This is a genomic window from Paraburkholderia sp. BGA-UO-ETr-F12 (assembly GCF_059567945.1).
Map to the genome: position 1 here is coordinate 61,187 of NZ_JCAQOZ010000048.1, position 17,078 is coordinate 78,264.

Consider the following 17,078-nt stretch of genomic DNA (forward strand, 5'->3'; position numbering starts at 1 on the left):
TCTGGCCGTTCGTTCTTTTCCGCAGATAATCCGTGGCGCGCTGTTACGAGCAGCGGCCGTAGGTGTCGTTGAACCTCACAATGTCGTCTTCACCGAGATAGGTGCCTGACTGGATTTCAATAATTTCGAGCGGTACTTTGCCGGGGTTTTCGAGCCGGTGACGAGTGCCGATCGGAATGTAGGTCGACTCGTTTTCGCTCAGCAGGAACTGCTCTTCGCCGCGCGTGACGAGCGCCGTACCGCGCACCACGACCCAGTGTTCGGCGCGGTGGTGATGCAGTTGCAGCGAAAGCTTCGCGCCCGGCGTGACGACGATGCGCTTCACCTGGAAGCGTTCGCCGTGGTCGATGGAGTCGTAGAAACCCCAGGGGCGCCGCACCTTGCGGTGCACATCGGCCTCGGGGGCGTGCTGCGCCTTGATGCGCGACACCAGACCCTTGACGTCCTGCACGTGCGAACGGTCGACCACCAGCACCGCGTCGGCCGTTTCGACCACCACCACATTGGTCGTGCCGACGCACGCAACCAGCCGGCCCTCGGAATGCGCATAGCTCGACACCGCGCCTTCGAACGTCACGCGGCCGCGCCCGGCATTGCCGTTGGCGTCCTTCTCCATGGCGGCCCAGACGGCGTCCCATGAACCGAGATCGGACCAGCCCGCATCGAGACGCACCACCACGCCGGAAAGATTCGTACCGGACGGTTGCATGTCCGTGCGATGGGAACCGGCCGCCTCCTCCGCGATACCTACGTCAGTAAGACGCTCCATCACCGCGTAGTCGATCGAGTCGGCGGGCGAACTCAGGAACGCGTCCGTCAGCGGACGGAAATGCGCACCTTCTGTACGGCCGTTCACGAAGGCCCGCTCGCAGGCCGCATGCATGTCGGGCTGCAGGCGCTTCAGCGTGTCGAGCCACACACTTGCCCGCACCACAAAGATCCCGGCGTTCCACCAGTACGTGCCCGCGGCAACGTATTGCGCGGCGATTTCCTCAGCCGGCTTTTCGACGAAGCCGTCGATCGCATAGCCACCGTCAGACAATTGCGCGCCAATGCGGATATAACCAAAACCCGTATCGGGACGCGTGGGCGGCACGCCCAGCGTGGCGATCGAGCCCCGTTCCGCGTAACGCGCCGCACATTCCAGCGCGCCTTGCAGCGCGGGCACGTCCGCGATCGAATGGTCGGCCGGCATGACAATCAGAATCGCGTCGTCGCCGTCCGCGCATGCGAGCGAGGCCGCGAGCGTCAACGCCGGCGCCGTATCGCGCCGCGCGGGCTCGACGATCAGACGCGCTGCCATGCCGTTTTCAAGGAGCTGTTCGGCGATCACAAAGCGATGTTCTTCACCGCACACGACGATCGGCGACGCGTCGACCTTCCAGCCGGCGGGAAAGCCGTTCATACGACGCGCGGTCGCCTGCAGCAGCGAGTCGGAGCCGACCACGTCGATCAGTTGCTTCGGAAAGTTTTCGCGCGACACCGGCCACAGCCGCGTGCCCGAGCCCCCGGCAAGAATCACCGGGACGATGCGCACGCAATGCGCACCGGCAGCCCCGGCATGGGCGCTGTCCGGACTCGCCGACGCAGCGCTTTCAGCTCCCTTAATCAACATATTCGCATTCCTTATAATTCTGTAAAGCAGACGAAACACTTACCGAGACGCTGCCTGACGGGCGCGCCTGGCCAGACGCTCAGCCGCGCCGGGCCAGTTTGCGTCGTGTGCGCTATCCGCCCACCATGCGGCGGCTTTGAATCCGGAATTCCGTTGGGGAAATTCGCATCCGCTTGCGGAAGACTTTCGCGAGCCGGTCACCATTGCCCATGCCGGTGCGCCGGGCGATCTTGTCTACCGGCAGCTCCGACTCGGTCAGCAGACTGCAGGTCACCGCGAGGCGTTCATGCAACAGAAAACTGGAGGGCGTGATACCCATTTCCATCTTGAAGCGGCGCAGGAAGTTACGCTCGCTCATCGCGGCAAACTGGGCCGCATCGGCAATCGAAATCGACTGCTGGCAATTTTCTTGCAGCCAGCGGGCCGCCGCGCGCACTTTGTCGCCGGGGCTCAAACCGCCGTCTTCGCCAAGCAGCGGCGCCAGGTTCGAACACGAATCCGCGAGCAGGCGCTCGGCCACGGTGCGGGCGGTCGCGCCGCCGAGATCGCGCTTGATCATCGCGAGCGCGCTTCTCATCGATTCGAGGCGGTCGCCCGCATCGCCGTTCTGCTCGGCCTGGCGCGGCATCGACTGCGGCGGATGAAAATCTCCCGCTTCCCGGCTGTCCGGCACGTAGGCCGCTTCCAGCAACGCACGCCCTTCCGCGATCGGCCGGATCATGCCGGTGTTGCGGCGAACGCGCCGCAACCACGCGATCAGGCGCTCGTCGCCGGCTGCGGCGAATGCACCTTTACCGCCGGCGACATATAGCGCGTCGAAGCCGCCGTAATGCCGCGCGTCAAGTCCGTCGGTCCAGACCCGCAGGGCCGATGACGAGGTCACCATGCCGCCGTCGGCCGACAGGAAGGAAACGTCATACAAGCCGCCGCCCGAACCGGACGATGCCAGTTCGTTCGCAGCCTGGAACACCTCGGCAACCACGCCCGCGCCCTGCAGCGAGCAGTCGTTGAACATCAGTATTGCGATGCGACGCGTACCCTTGTTGGGTGCGTGCACCCAGCGCAGCATTGCTGACTCGAGACTCGCGCAGGTCATAGTCATCCTCTCACCAGAAAACGGATCTACTGGATCTACTTTTCAACCTTGAACGCACTCCGCAGAACGATGCTCTGTGCAGTGCATCATAGTCATCCGCAATCAAGCATTTAGCCGCCATGACCGAAACCGCAGACATGTTGGCGTTTAGATATGGTGGCCGCCCAGTGATTTTCGGAACAATCCCGCCACCACCTGTTTGGCAATGAATTAAATACCGTTTCTGCATATGAATGCATTTACGACCTGCGAATCATAATGCTAATTGGCGCGAGTTTTTGTGCGTTGTCACACACATCATCGCTACTCGAAATGGTCGAGTTGCAATTTGATCCGCCCGCCATTCCGCAGATTTGAAGTGACTTCTTTCCCTCACGCCGCCAGAATGAGCGTAGCCGCCTTGCACACACCCGTCATTGCTCTTACCAGATGCCCACAGGACTTTCTTCTGACGATATTTTTGCCTGGCAGAGACGTGTAAAACAGTGTCCAATATAAGCAATTTTCCAGAGACAAAATTATTTAATTGGTTGTTATTGGATCCAGATAATATAAACGGAACGATTAATGTTTCAAACGTGAAACACAGAAATAAGACAACTTTAGACCGCCCGGCAATAGACGGGCCAATGGCGGATTCTGTCGGATCGGAGGCGGTACATTTCCGCCATCGAATTGCGGAAATGCTCTATGCGGTTTGCGCAACAGATCGCGGCACGCAGTAGCCTTAGGCGGGTCTGGCCTGGTGAACTAGCCATCCGACGACGTTCCATCATAGGAACTCGCCGGAACAGGTACGTCGAATCACACGGGGAACACATGTCGAATGTACGCGAATACCAAGCGCTGCGACCACACACCAGGGCCCGTGTCGCTCACGGGTTGGCGCCGCACATCGCTGCCTCTGCGGCGGTGTTTATCCTGCTGGGCGGCGTCGCCTCTGCGTGTCATGCGGCGGGGGCTTCAGCCGGGCCTGACAGCGCGAGCAATGCCGAACTTGATGTCGACGGCAGAAAGTGGGCACCCTGCGCGGCGGAATACGGTACTTGCCGATTCAGCGGTACGCGCGACGTGCTGTATGGCACCGTCGACCAGCATGTCATCAAGACGTTCTCGAACAGCGCCGATTGCAATAACGGTGTGTTCGGCGATCCGGCACCCGGGGTGGAGAAGCGCTGCGCGGTCGCGCTCACGGCGGCGAAGGCAGTTGCTGGAGCCCCGGCAAACCAGAACGCCGTGCCGGACACGGGGGCCGCGCTGCCTGCCGCATTGAAGGCGCCACCAGGACCGGGCCTGCGCTGCGCCGCGCCCTCCTCTCAAGCGCGCGCGGCGGCAAACGGCGATCTGCTGGAAGCGGACACGCCGAGCGACGGCACCCGCTTGTTTTCAACCGACAAACCCTTCGCACTCGTCTTCACAACACGTCCGACGCAAAGCGACACGCTCAACTGGCAAATCCGTGACAGCTGGAATACCGTGCGCGCCAGCGGCCGCTTTCCTGTTGCAGCGGGCGCCACGCTATCGACCCTCAGTTGCGCGTCGAGCATCGCCGGCTATTTCGCCGTCTCGGCTTCGCTGGAACGCGCACACGGCCGGCTCGAATCGCGCGGCACACGTCCTGCGGGCATCGCCACTTTCGGCGTGCTGCCCGACACCGCCGCTGCATTGCCCGCAGTGCGCTTTCCCTACGAGGACCTGCATCGATTCGGCGGACAGGGCACGGCCTACCTTGCACCCGGCCAGCACTGCTGCGACGGCGACGGCTACCGGCCGGTCTATACGGCGCTCGGCCTTTCGTGGGCAAACGACAACCGCAACTGGTATACGGAGGAGCCGAAAAGCGCCGGTACGTTCGATCCCGCGAACAAACAGTTGCTCCCCTATTTCCGGCGCGGCGACATCATGCGCCTGATCCAGCTTGACGGCATTCCTCAGTGGGCCAGTCCGACCGGTAAAGAGACCCACAGCTATGCGCCGACTTCGCTCGTACAAATGAAGGAATACATGGCAAAAGTCGGCGCCGAATCCAATCGCGCGCGGCTCACCTACTTCCCCCAGCAACGCGACAACTACTATCAGGTGACATGGGAGCCGGATGCCGATGGCGGCCTGCCATGGCGCGACACCGACGCGAATTTCGTCGCGATGTATAAGGCCGTGTGGGAGGGCATTCATCAGACCGACCCTCACGCCGTGGTGATGGGTCTGACGTATGCGTCGGTGCAGGCGAACGTCGAGTGGATGCGCCGTCTCGGTCCGCTCGGAATCGGCCGCTATATGGACGGCATGACCATTCACGGGTATTACGACATCGGCACGACACCGTCGCATCCTCCCGAGCGTGTAGCCGATCCAGGCAATCTCGGCACCGTGCAGGGCGCGCTGCCCGCCGCGATGCGGGCGCTGCGTCACGAGATGCATCAGTACCTGAAGCCCGGCGCGCCGCTGTTCGTTACCGAGACCGGCATCAGTTATGACATCGGCCAGGCGTACGGCAAGAATTATCCGGATGCGAACGTGCTCTACGCGCAAGCCGCGGTGGTGGCGCGCACGCATCTCATTCTGCTGGGTGAAGGCGCGGATATAACCTATGTGTTCTATCTCGCCGACATGCCGGATGCAGCGCCTGGCTACGGGATTTTCTTCGAACTCGATCATCCGACCGGCGCCTACGGTCCCAGTCACATCAGCCCCAAACCCGCCGCGCTCGCGGTAGCGGCAATGACGCGAATTATCGACGGCACGGATACGCTCGGGCCGCTCAAAGGATTGCCGAAAGGGGTTTATGCCTACGCATTCCGCCGGCTCGGCGGCGGCAAGATCGTGACCGCACTGTGGACACACGACAACGACGCATGGAACGCTAAAACCGGTTTCAGCGCGAATCAGAGTGCGGATTATCGTTTGCGGGTCGACGCGCCCGGCAGCTCGGGCGAAGTGACCGTACTCGACATGATGGGCAACGCATCGAGCCTGCCGTATCGCGACGGCTTCGCGAACCTCAAGCTGTCGCCGGCGCCCATCTACGTCGTCTCCGCCAATGCCGCCGTGTTCAAGGACGCGGTCAGCACGCCGGAGGGTTATGTCGCCCGCTAGCCGCACCTTACAAAGCGTGCATGTCACACGCTCCCGGCACGGCGTGAGCGCCCCCGCGCGCGCTTCGATCAACACGGTTCGCTGTCGCCATGCACCGATACTTCGGCGTGTTGTGACAGTGCAGCTGCCTGTCGACCCACGTAGAATCCAGGCGATTGTTGGTTCGTACGCCTATCAACGCGCTGGAGCCAGGAGATGAGCGGGCTCGCATGGACAATGCTGGTGCTGGCCGCGATGGTCGGGGCGTTCCTCTTCGCCACGATCGGCGCGGTTCTGCTCGCATTGCTGCTGGCCAGTGTCTCCAGCCGTCTTACCGAGGACGATGAGCATCGTCGCGATTACTAGCGCCCCTTTCAGGAGAAACCATGCTGACTGAGATCGACTTCCTCGACGTGGTGCGTCTGACGCCACTGGTCGCGATCGATCTGATCGTGCGCGATGCCGAGGCTCGCGTGTTGATCGGCCATCGGCGCAACCGCCCCGCGCGCGACACCTGGTTCGTTCCCGGCGGACGCATTCATAAAGACGAAACACTCGACGCCGCATTCGCACGCATTGCCGACGCCGAACTGGGCATCGCCAGACTGGCGCGCTCGACGGCACGCTTCGAAGGCGTTTTCGAGCACCACTACGAGGACAACTTCGCCGCCGAGCCCGGCGTGTCGACACACTACATCGTGCTCGCCTATGCGCTGCAACTCACCAGCTCCGTTCCGGTGGGCCGGCTCGACCAGCACAGCGAATATCTCTGGCTTTCGCCTGCGGCGCTGCTCGCGCGCCCCGACGTTCACGAGAACACCAAGGCTTACTTCCGCTGACGGCAAGCTTACTGCCAACACCAGTCGCCCTGTTGCCGGCGCCTGCCGTTGCCCGCGGGCGAAAATAATACCCACTGTGAGTTCGCCAACGTGGCGACCCACGCCGATACAGTATGATCGAGCTCACCATCAAAGCTCGAATCAATATGCGATCATCGGCAGCCAGGCTCGTTCGCGATTCATCCCTTGCTTTTCTAGCGCTACTCTTCTTCGCTCTCATTCCCGCCTCGGCGCGCGCGGCCGATTGCAGCGCCGGTACGCTGGTCACGGTCGTCGCTCACCTCGATGACGATCTGCTCTTCGTGGACCCCGCTATCAGCGAACGGCTCGATGCCGGCTGGTGCATCACCATCGTGCATCTGATCGGCGGCGCCAATGGGGCGAACTTCGCTTACGTACAGACTCGCGAGCGGGCTTCGCGGCTTGCCTATGCTCGGATGGCGGGCGTGCCCGACGAATGGATCGAAACAAACCTTCCCATTGCCGGCAAGCTCGTGCATCAGATGGTGCTGAAGGCGAAGCCGCAGGTGCGCCTGCTCGAATTCCGGCTGCCCGGCGGCGCCGTGCGCGGCGGCCGCGTACCGCTCGGCCTCCTGTGGGAGCAGCACGCCACGCTCTCCACCTATCCGATGAATGCCGACGGATCGGTGCGCGTGCAATACGATCGGGCCTCGCTGTCGGCCACACTGAAAGCGATACTCGCCGAGGCTTCGCAGATCTACACGCTCAATCCCGACACGGTGCCGTTTCTCGAGCATCCCGATCACATCTACGCCGCACGTATTACACGCCACGTCGCCCAGACGCTGAACAAAAGCGTGCCGATCGTCTATCACGTCACCTATCCGACCGGCGACTGGCCCGGCAATGTGCCGGCGGCTGAAGTGCAGCGCAAGCGCGATATCGTCGCCAGCTATTTTTCTATCGACGGCAACGAGTCCTCGCACGTATTCGGCGAGTTCCAGTGGGACGGCAACTGGGTCGCGCGCCGCTATGCGTTTGCCGATCGCAGCGACCACCGCATCGCGGATTTTCAGTCGCGTCCCATACAGCTCTTCAATGCGGCGGCAAACCGCTGCCTGACTTCCACGGGCAGCAGCCATGCGCCGACACTCGCCGAGTGCACGGGCTCTGCCGCACAACAATGGCGCTGGGATCCGCTCACTGTCTATCCTGGCAATACGCAGAACGCCGCGCTCGTCAGCGTCGCGACTTCGCAATGCATCGCCGAACGCGACGGCTATCTGATCTCCGAGGCCTGCGATCAATGGGACATGGCGCAGCGCTGGACACCGTGGGACTTCGGCCTCGTCTATACGCCGCAGCGGCACTGCCTCGGCGAGAACGACGGCAAGCTCACCATGCGCGGCTGCACGGCCCTTACCACACGCTACCGTTGGGCAACCACGCAACACACCCAGGCAACCGATTTGCGGCTCGCCACTGCCATGATCGGCGACGTCGGCGGCACCGGTGAAGCTTCCGCCGTGTACGTGCAGCGACAGCACGACGGGCCCGGATTCAACGTCTATGCGGCGTCGCTCGTGAAAGCCTCGCCCCCCGCGCTCTGGTACGCGAGCACGGTCCCATTCGATCCTCGCGCCACCGCGCCGAGCTGCACGAATGACGCGCTGTGCTTCGACAGCGCACGTTTTCTGCTCGGCGATTTCGACGGTAACGGCAAGGCTGATTTGATGGTCATCACCGCACGCCAGGGCGGCACTGCGTTCTGGCTGCTGCGCAGTACCGGCGAGCGCTTCGAGGCGCCACGTCTCTGGCTCCAGACCAGCAATGCGTTCAGGCCTGAGTTGACGCAGCAGTATGTGGCAGCGGATTTCAACGGCAGCGGACGTGCCGGCGTGCTGATCGCGCAGAAGCGAACCGACAGCGGACTCGACCTCTGGCTGGCGTCTTCCACGAACTCCGCGGGCGCGGCGCCCACGCTCGTGGCCCAGGCCAGAGCCCTGCCGCAAGACGTCAATCTTCTCCCGGTTCAGGTGCCGGGGTCACGCGCGTCATTAGTTGCGGTGGGGGCTGCGAACGGGCGGCTCGCGCTCACGCAGATCGCCAACGACGGCACTCGCATGAGTGTCGGCGAACGCCGGCTATTGCCGGTGAATTTCCAGCCCGATTTCGTCAAGGTGACGCTCGGCGCCTTACATGGCAAAGCGAGCAATACGCTGATTCTTTCGACACCGCATTTCGACGGCACAACCGATGACGCGGTCATCGATATCGCCACGCTCGATACAGCGGATGCGAGCAGCGTACCTGTGCAGGCGGCGACATTGCGCGGCATGTCGTGGTCGGACGTGTTTCCGTTTTTCGTGCGCGACAAACGCAATGCGGCGCTCGTGTTGTTCCGGAGAACCGATGCGACGCTGGGCAATTTCTATTTCACCGGCGGCGCACCGGCGCTGACGCGCTACCCGGTCGGCAACGGCTTCGCGCTGGGGCCGGCCCAAGACCTCGGCGAGTTGCCGGGACTGTTTTCGGAGACGGTGCGGATCGACCGGCTAGCGCAGTAACGGGCACCGTAACGCGTGCCGACCGATCGATCCAGCGTCCTTCAGGCCGACATCTGCAGCGGCTGGACGAACTGCCGCGCGATCTTCATGTAGCGATCCGCGGTGTCGTGCAACGTGTAGCCCGCCAGTTGCCGACTGGCGCGCGGCGTGTCGAGTGCCTTGAGCAAGGCGCGGCCATAGGCTTCGGGATCGGCCGTATCGACGAGATTGACGCCGGCAAATCCGCTGGCAAACAGGAACGATGGAATCCGGCTCGCCACGACAGGAATACCCGAAGCAAGCGCCTCCAGAAAACCAATGCTTTGCGCCTCGAATTGCGACGGCATCGCAAAGACACGCGACGAACGCAGGATCGCGGCGACATCGGAGCGCGGCCCGCACACAGTCACGCGGCTGTCCAGACCGAGCTGATTAACGAGCGACACTACCGCCTCGTGATAAGCGACGTCTTCGACCACACCACACAGGAGCAGGCGCGCGTCGGGCTCGCTCTGCACGACACGCTCGAACGCGCGGATCGTGTGCAACTGACTCTTGCCTTCTATATAGCGGCCTAGCTGAACGATCTGCTTCGCGGGTGCGGCGATATCCGGCGCCGGTGCGCCGTTGTCCTGCGCGAACAGCGATGCATCGACCCCGTTCGGGATCACGACCAGCGAGGGGTGTTTGCCGATTTCTCTTAGATACTCATCGATATTTTTCTGCGACACGCCGATCACCGCTCTGGCCCGCCGCGACAGCAGCCGCTCGGCCTGCTTGAGCGCGCTGTTCTCGAAGTCATTGACGCCGGAGTGCATGACCCACGCGATCGGCGTATGCACGGGCAGAAGACGCACATAGAGTGCGGCGAGCGTGGCATGAGCCACGATGAAGTCGGGGCGAAACTGACGCACCACGCGATACAGATGCAACAGCTTGCCCACCCTGCCGTATTGGACACCTGGAAACAGGCAGGTGACGCCCGCGGCCTCGAGCTCCGCGCGAATGTCGACGAAATCGTCCTGCTGGGGAAGCAGCGATGCGATGCAGACCTCATGGCCGCCACGCTGATGATGAATCGCAAGCCCCTTTACCAGCACCTCTGCCCCGGAAAGTCGCGGTGCGTGAACCAACTGAAGAATTCTCACGATTTATCTCTCTGGATAACCGCCCTTTTTACGCAGCGGATGGGGATGCCTGCTAGCAAGTACCGGCCCTAAAAAACATCGGCATCCCATCATGTTTGTCTGGCGCACCCTTTTGCGGAACGTCGCCTGGTCTTCCGAAAAAACAGCGACAGTTCCGCCGCGAAGTCACTGTCGCGAGGAAACGTTACACCGAAGGCCCAGCACTTTTACGCCATCCCCAAGGCGCAATCGGCTATGGAATGAGCGCTACCGCCCACTTCCCGGTGGTTCACGCCGATTCGACCAGTTAGGCATCCACCACAAATCTTTTCGACCCCATTTCTGAATGGCGGATAAAGGCTAGTCTCTCCAGATGATTATTCTGGTGTGATCAATGCAATTAGTACTGCATTATTGTTCATACGTAACGACTCGTTACTTCTTTTAAACACACTCCTGCGTATCGTTGCGGTCGATTCTCCCCAGCAGTGGCTTTCCTTCTTACAGAACAGTAAAAAGTTCATCGAGCGGCGCCATGGACTCAGGCACTGCGATATGAATTGCGCTGTGGCTCACGACATTGGTTGTTTTCGTCGCACCTTCCCGGGCCGTCCGATTCCGCCAGATCCGCCATGACGAGCGGCGCGAATTCGTACGACGTTAATTTCTGTTCACTTCGTCTCCCGCCGCGCGTTGCGCGAAGAGACGCAAATGTTCAGCTCACGCATTGGTTAGAGATTGATGAAATCGCAACTCCTCTTACTCTCGACACTTTCCCTCGCACTAGCCGGCTGCGGTGGCGGCGGCGGTGGTAGCGCCGGCACCAGCGCGGCGACCCAGGCCAACGGCAGCGCCGCTCCATCCAGCGCCGCCAACCTGAGCGCGGCAGGAAACAGCAGCACCGGCGGCACCGCCACGGTGAATGGCGCGGGCACCACGGCCGCGGCACTCAGTTGCGCAGCGCCGGCCGTCTCGGCCGGCTCGGGCAGCGCCACCATTTCAGCCGATACGCCGAGCACGGACGGCACGCGCATCTTCGCCGCCGGCAGCACATTTCAGCTCGCCTTCACCACCAACGTACCGAATGCCGACACGCTGAAGTGGGCCGTCACGGACACTCTCGGACGGGTGGCCGCGAGCGGCAACACCGCTGTGCCGAGCGGTTCGAAAACCATCACGTTCAACTGCACCTCGACGCTCGCCGGCTATTTCGCGGCGACCGGCACGCTCGCGCAGAACGGCGGCCAGTTGCCGCAAGCGGGCACGCGTCCGGTCGGCATTGCGAGCTTCGGCGTGCTGCCGAACCTGGCCGGTGTCGTGCCGGCCGTCACCTACGCGCACCAGGAGCAGCATCGCTTCGGCATGCAGGGCGCGAACGACAACGGCCCGCTACTCGCCGCCCTCGGTATTTCGTCGACGATCGACGATCGCCAGCTCTCGACCATGGAACCGAACGGACCGAACACATTTAATCCGTCAGCCAACAGTCTCGATCCGTTCTACACGAGCGGCAAGGTGATGCGCCTGATCCGCCTGGACGGCATTCCCGCATGGGCGAGCGGCACCGGCGCGTTCCAGGACGATACGAGCGTGCCGACCAATCTGTCGTACTACCAGAGCTATATGAGCCGCGTCGGCACCGAATCGAACGCGATTCGTGCGGCGTATTTCCCGACCCAGTCGGCGAACTACTATCAGGTGACGTGGGAACCCAACCAGTTCTGGACCGATACCGACGCCAACTTCATCGCGCTGTATCAGTCCGTCTATCAAGGCCTCCACTCGACCGATCCGAACGCGGTGGTGATGGGTCCCGCCGATGCGTTCCCGAGCCTGACGACGACCCGTCTGAAGCGCCTCGCGCCGCTCGGCTTCGGCCAATACATCGACGCGGTTGCCACCCACGGCTACTACGACGCGGGAACCTCGCCGTCGCATCCGCCGGAGCGCTACGATGCCGACCCGTCTACCGCCGAAGGTTCGCTGCGCGGCCAGATGCGTGATCTACGCGCGGAAATGGCCGCCGACTACCGCCCGGGCATGAAGCTGTTCTCGACGGAAGCCGGCATCAGCTACGACCTCGGCACCTCGTACGGCCCGAACTATCCGACTGCCAACGTGCTGTATGCGCAGGCGGCGGTCGCGGCGCGCATGCACATCATTACGCTCGGCGAAGGCGCGGATCAGACCTACGTGTTCTACGGCGCGGACTATCCGGGCGAAGTCGGCTATGGCACCTTCTTCGATCTGAACGACGCGCAGGGCGCATTCGGCGCGACGAACATCAGCCCGAAGCCGGTCGCGATGGCAATCAGCGCGATGACGCATACGCTCGACGGCACGCATACGCTCGGGCCGGTAAACGGCACGCCGACCGGCGTCTACGCGTACGCGTTCCAGCAGGTGGGCAACGGCGCGGTGATCACCGCGCTGTGGACGCACAACAACAGCGTGTGGGACGCGAGCGTCGGCTTCAGTTCGAGCTACAGCGTGCCCTATAGCCTCACGGTGGATGCCCCGGGCACGAGCGGCACCGTCAAGGTTATCGACATGATGGGCAATGCGTCGAGCGCGAACTACAGCAACGGTACGCTGACGCTCAACCTGACTGAATCGCCGGTGTATGTGGTGTCGAACAACGCGTCGGTCGCCAAAGCCAACACGACGGTTCCGGTGGGATACGCCGGGATCTGAGCCTCATCCGTCACACCATGCGGCAGATGTAAAGACGTCAGCCGGCTTTAGGGCCGGCTGACGTTTGTTCTTTCAGACATGAAGGGCGGCAGCGGGCCGCGCATTCGCAGAGTTTCGGTCTTCTTTCAGCTTTCCCCCAGCCGTCCCTCCAGGCCGCTCAGCTCCTGCTCGCGCTCCTTCGACACCTTGCCGACCGGCGGCCCTGCAAAGCTCTTGCGCACACCGGCGCCGTACCAGATCGCCAGCAGTACCGCGAGCAATCCGACAATCACGTACACCACTTTCTGGTTCGGCGGCTGCATGCCGACGTAGGCGAGCACGAGTGCACCGAACACCGCGGCCACTGCGAACGGCTTCGACAGCATGCCTAACTGGAATGGTCCCTTCTCTTTCCACGTGCGGCCTTCGGCAAAAATACCGGACGCAATCGGCATGGCGTAGGAGATGAACAGGAATACGGCGCTACCCGCGCTCAGCACCGTGAACGCATCGCCGTACAAGGTCACGACGATTGCCAGCACCGCCGAGGTCCAGATCGCGGCACCCGGCGTACGGTGCGCCGCATTCACTTTGCGCAGCCACTTCGAACCCGGCAAACCGCCATCGCGAGCAAATGCAAACATCATGCGCGAGGTCGATGTGACGGCGGCGAGACCGCATACGTAATTGATGAAGAACATCAGCAGTTCGATCAGAATGCGCAGCGGTCCCGGAATCGGCGCGAGAATCGCTTCGAAGAATCCCGTGCCCTGCTTTACCGCAGCACCGATATCCGGCATGACCAGCACGAAGGCGCACACCATCACGTAGCCGAACGTGGTCGACCAGAACACCGAACCGACAATGCCGCGCGGCACATTGCGCGCCGCCTGATGCGTTTCCTCCGAGGTATGCGCGGAAGCGTCGAAGCCCGTGATCGTGTAGGCGGTCAAGAGCAGGCCCGACAGAAATGCCATGGCGATAGTCTGCTTGGGCCACGCGCCGCCATCGACACCGGTGAAGTTGGTGAAGGTATAGAGCCGTGACAGATCGATCTTGACTGGCGAATAGACCAGCAGAGACACCACCAGCATGATCGTCACCACGAAGATCAGATAACCCGACAGGTCCGTGATCTTGCTCGTGATGCGAATGCCGCGATGATTCAGGAATGCTTGCGAAGCGGTAATCGCCGTCAGGAAGAGCGTCTGCTGCCACCAGCCGAGCGAATCGGGACTGACACCGAACATCGGCGCGATCAGTGTGCGAAAGAACGGGTCATAGGTGCCGTAATTGATCGCGGCGACAACAAACACAAGACCGAGCAGATTCAGCCACGCGGTGAGCCAGCCCCACATCTTGCCGCCCAGGATGGAACTCCAGTGATAGAGACCGCCGGCGGTCGGATAGGACGACGCAATCTGCGCCATCGCGGCCGCCACGATCAACGCGAACAGCGAGCCGAGCGGCCAGCCGAGTCCGATCGACGCCCCGCCCGCCGCCGACAGCCCCATCTGGAACGACGTGATGCCGCCCGACAGAATGCAGATCAGCGAGAACGACACCGCGAAGTTCGAGAACGCCCCCATGCGCCGTGACAGTTCCTGCGCGTAGCCCATCTTGTGCAACAGCTTGACGTCGTTGTCGACGGGTTCCGCCGACGGCACGGCCGTGTTGATGTCCATGACGCGATCCTTTGAACAGGGTTATGGCGAAGCGGCTAAGCAATAGACCAGCGTGAGCGCGCGACGCAAGACCGGCTCACGCAGCCGTAAAGCAGTTATCCACGTACAGGTGGGCGCCGTTGACGAAACTGGCGTCGTCGCTGGCGAGAAAGAGCGCGGCGCGTGCGACTTCTTCCGGCGCGCACAGACGGCCTTGCTGCACCGACAGAGCCGCTTCGCTCGCGTCGAAACCATATTTGGCGAGCGCGCTGATTTCGCGCCGTCCGTGCGGCGTGTCGATGAAGCCTGGGCACACCGCATTGCAGCGAATGCCGCGGTCGCGATACTCGACCGCAATCGAACGCGCGAACATCGCGCACGCGCCTTTGGTCGTGCAGTACAGCACTTCGAGTGGCGTGGCCGCCACTGATGAGATCGACGCCGTACACACAATCGAGCCGCCGCCCGCGGCGAGCATGTGCGGCAGCACTGCGCGCGTCATCATGAACATGCTTTTCACATTGACGTTCATGAGCCAGTCGTAGTCTTCGTCGGTGGTATCCACGAAGGGCTTCACGACGATGCTGCCCGCGTGGTTGAACAGCACGTCAATACGCCCGAAACGCGCCATGACGTTCGCCACGGCGGCATCGACCGCTGCGCGCTTCGATACATCGGCGGCAAACAGTTCGGCTGTTCCGCCTGCCGCGCGAATGCGCGTCACGACTTCCTCGCCCGCATCGGTATTGATATCGACCACCGCGACCTGCGCGCCTTCCTGCGCGAACAGCAGCGACGCCGCGCCGCCCGCGCCCGTCGCGCCGCCCGACACGATTGCGATCTTGCCTTCCAGCCTGCCTGCCGATCTGCTCATGCGTGACTCCTCTTCCAGTGCCTGATGCGTTGCATTGCGTGACGTGTTGTGCACAAAATATGGGCGGCAAAAAGCGGCGACTATCCAAAATTGGCAAAAAAGTAAAAATCCCGTAAAAATTCGGCTTGCTGACAAATGCATTACACGCTGACATTCGTGCGCCCTGCTGCCTGTGCGGACGGCCTGCTCCAGAAGCGCGACGCGGTTTTTTTTTCGCATACACTGGTCGGCACCATGCGTTTGGGGAGCGCCAACAGAATCGGGAGAAGCTATGCAGCCGGTCAATCAGACAAGCAGCGCCGTCGAGATCCACTGTTGCCGGAACATCGACGAACAGGCGATGTTGCTCGACGCGTGGAATCAGAGCTATTGCCAGATTTCGCGCGGCGCCTTCGACGGCTCGGTGAGTTCGTTCTCCGCGGGCGGGGTACGGGTGCTGGTGGAACGCCTGAACCGCACGGTCTATCAACGCGGGCAGGTCGCGCTATCCAGGCTGGCCGTGGGCGTGCCGTTCCAGCTCGAAGGACATGCGCTGCTGTGCGGGCAGACGAGTCATCGTGACGGCCTGCATGTTTTTTCCGGCGATGGCGGGTTTGAGTTTTTATCGCCCGACAAGCACGTGGTGGTGAACCTGGAGATTGAGCCTGGCGCGATTGCCAATGAACTGGTGCGCGTACAGCTCGAGGACATCGCGCCGTTACTGGGCGCGAGGCCTGGCGTACTGAATGTCGACCCGGCGAGGTTGCAGGGCTTTCGCGAGGTGCTTAAGCACTTGCTCGACGCGGTGGCGGCTACGCCGACGTTGCTCGATAACGCGGGCGTGGCGGCTTCGTTCGAGAAGTCGGTGATCTTTGGTCTTGCCGAGGTATTGCAGGGGATGCGGGATGCCGATCCGCACGGGCAACTCGAGGCGCGGACCGCGCGGAACTGGCAGCTTGTGCGCGGTGTACGCGAGATGGTGGAGGAGTCGCCGGATTGTCCGCTGTCGGTCGCTGAGCTATGCGCGCGGTTTCGCGCGAGCCGGCGGACTTTGCAGTATGCGTTTGAGGATACGGTTGGGGTGAGTCCTTCGGCTTATATACGAGCTGTTCGGCTCGATCATGTGCGGCGGGAATTGCGGAGTGCCGGGTCGGTTACCGAGGTCGCTACGCGGTGGGGGTTTTGGCATTTTGGGAATTTTTCCAACGAGTATCGGGGGCAGTTTGGGGAGTTGCCGAGGGAGACCTGGCGCAGGAGTAGAAGTTAAGGGAGGTTTTTTTTGCCTGCCCGGCAGGGGGGGTCTTCGCGACGATGGTTGGTTTTATGCCGTTGGCCTTTTGGTTGATCTGGATTTTTGGATTTCCTTGCGGTGCTCGTTGTCTGCTCTAGTGTTGGTCTTTTGGCCTTTCCTTGCTTTCTTATCGGTCTATTAGTGTTGCCCCTGTGCTGGTGTTGGTCTTTTGGCCTTTCCTTGCTGTGTTAGTGGTCTATTAGCGTTGCCCCTGTGCGGGACCTATCCGTAATTTCGTGGGCGGGGCATATCATGAAGGATGGAAATCATGGATATGCCGATCATGAAGAAGAAACGTACCGTCGCCTCGCAGGCAGCGGCCCGAGGGCCGCTGCCTG

General features: G+C 62.1%; 11 protein-coding genes. 6 read left to right on the plus strand and 5 right to left on the minus strand.

Annotated features, from left to right (window positions below):
• Positions 1–43: 43 nt before the first annotated feature.
• Positions 44–1,615: a sugar phosphate nucleotidyltransferase gene (locus AC57B6_RS21815; RefSeq protein ID WP_496422086.1), complete on the minus strand. Its 1,572-nt coding sequence runs from the start codon at positions 1,613–1,615 to the stop codon at positions 44–46.
• A gap of 112 nt (positions 1,616–1,727) precedes the next feature.
• The gene (locus AC57B6_RS21820) at positions 1,728–2,711 is read right to left on the minus strand and encodes a helix-turn-helix domain-containing protein (RefSeq protein ID WP_496422092.1); all 984 of its coding nucleotides are present in this window, start codon (positions 2,709–2,711) and stop codon (positions 1,728–1,730) included.
• Between the two features lie 819 nt (positions 2,712–3,530).
• Here AC57B6_RS21820 and AC57B6_RS21825 point away from each other — a divergent pair.
• The 4 genes from AC57B6_RS21825 to AC57B6_RS21840 all read left to right on the plus strand — a co-directional run bounded on the left by AC57B6_RS21825 (position 3,531) and on the right by AC57B6_RS21840 (position 9,153).
• Positions 3,531–5,807: a hypothetical protein gene (locus tag AC57B6_RS21825; protein WP_496422087.1), complete on the plus strand. Its 2,277-nt coding sequence runs from the start codon at positions 3,531–3,533 to the stop codon at positions 5,805–5,807.
• A gap of 195 nt (positions 5,808–6,002) precedes the next feature.
• Positions 6,003–6,152: a hypothetical protein gene (locus AC57B6_RS21830; RefSeq protein WP_167346779.1), complete on the plus strand. Its 150-nt coding sequence runs from the start codon at positions 6,003–6,005 to the stop codon at positions 6,150–6,152.
• Between the two features lie 20 nt (positions 6,153–6,172).
• Positions 6,173–6,625, plus strand: a complete 453-nt coding sequence (locus AC57B6_RS21835; RefSeq protein ID WP_106355928.1) for a GDP-mannose mannosyl hydrolase — start codon at positions 6,173–6,175, stop codon at positions 6,623–6,625.
• Between the two features lie 146 nt (positions 6,626–6,771).
• Positions 6,772–9,153: a PIG-L family deacetylase gene (locus AC57B6_RS21840; RefSeq protein ID WP_496422088.1), complete on the plus strand. Its 2,382-nt coding sequence runs from the start codon at positions 6,772–6,774 to the stop codon at positions 9,151–9,153.
• Between the two features lie 41 nt (positions 9,154–9,194).
• Here the strand turns inward: AC57B6_RS21840 and AC57B6_RS21845 are convergent, their stop codons facing one another.
• Positions 9,195–10,280 carry a glycosyltransferase family 4 protein gene (locus tag AC57B6_RS21845; protein ID WP_496422089.1) on the minus strand — a complete coding sequence of 362 codons (1,086 nt, stop codon included), beginning with the start codon at positions 10,278–10,280 and terminating at the stop codon, positions 9,195–9,197.
• 720 nt (positions 10,281–11,000) lie between these two features.
• On the opposite strand from AC57B6_RS21845, the gene AC57B6_RS21850 reads away from it, so the two are divergent.
• Positions 11,001–12,953, plus strand: a complete 1,953-nt coding sequence (locus AC57B6_RS21850; protein ID WP_496422090.1) for a hypothetical protein — start codon at positions 11,001–11,003, stop codon at positions 12,951–12,953.
• A gap of 125 nt (positions 12,954–13,078) precedes the next feature.
• Here the strand turns inward: AC57B6_RS21850 and AC57B6_RS21855 are convergent, their stop codons facing one another.
• Positions 13,079–14,617 carry an amino acid permease gene (locus AC57B6_RS21855; protein WP_030101995.1) on the minus strand — a complete coding sequence of 513 codons (1,539 nt, stop codon included), beginning with the start codon at positions 14,615–14,617 and terminating at the stop codon, positions 13,079–13,081.
• 76 nt (positions 14,618–14,693) lie between these two features.
• Positions 14,694–15,470: an SDR family NAD(P)-dependent oxidoreductase gene (locus AC57B6_RS21860; protein WP_030101996.1), complete on the minus strand. Its 777-nt coding sequence runs from the start codon at positions 15,468–15,470 to the stop codon at positions 14,694–14,696.
• Between the two features lie 271 nt (positions 15,471–15,741).
• Here AC57B6_RS21860 and AC57B6_RS21865 point away from each other — a divergent pair, with 271 nt between their 5' ends.
• On the plus strand, positions 15,742–16,716 hold the full coding sequence (locus tag AC57B6_RS21865; protein ID WP_046566649.1) for a helix-turn-helix domain-containing protein: 975 nt from the start codon (positions 15,742–15,744) through the stop codon (positions 16,714–16,716).
• The last annotated feature ends 362 nt before the right edge of the window (positions 16,717–17,078 follow it).

Bases quoted from the DNA above. Each gene is read 5' to 3' on its own strand.
- AC57B6_RS21835 (WP_106355928.1), top strand. From the start codon at position 6,173: ATGCTGACTGAGATCGACTTCCTCGACGTGGTGCGTCTGACGCCACTG.
- AC57B6_RS21850 (WP_496422090.1), top strand. From the start codon at position 11,001: ATGAAATCGCAACTCCTCTTACTCTCGACACTTTCCCTCGCACTAGCC.
- AC57B6_RS21840 (WP_496422088.1), top strand. From the start codon at position 6,772: ATGCGATCATCGGCAGCCAGGCTCGTTCGCGATTCATCCCTTGCTTTT.
- AC57B6_RS21865 (WP_046566649.1), top strand. From the start codon at position 15,742: ATGCAGCCGGTCAATCAGACAAGCAGCGCCGTCGAGATCCACTGTTGC.
- AC57B6_RS21825 (WP_496422087.1), top strand. From the start codon at position 3,531: ATGTCGAATGTACGCGAATACCAAGCGCTGCGACCACACACCAGGGCC.
- AC57B6_RS21860 (WP_030101996.1), bottom strand. From the start codon at position 15,470: ATGAGCAGATCGGCAGGCAGGCTGGAAGGCAAGATCGCAATCGTGTCG.
- AC57B6_RS21820 (WP_496422092.1), bottom strand. From the start codon at position 2,711: ATGACCTGCGCGAGTCTCGAGTCAGCAATGCTGCGCTGGGTGCACGCA.
- AC57B6_RS21855 (WP_030101995.1), bottom strand. From the start codon at position 14,617: ATGGACATCAACACGGCCGTGCCGTCGGCGGAACCCGTCGACAACGAC.
- AC57B6_RS21830 (WP_167346779.1), top strand. From the start codon at position 6,003: ATGAGCGGGCTCGCATGGACAATGCTGGTGCTGGCCGCGATGGTCGGG.
- AC57B6_RS21815 (WP_496422086.1), bottom strand. From the start codon at position 1,615: ATGTTGATTAAGGGAGCTGAAAGCGCTGCGTCGGCGAGTCCGGACAGC.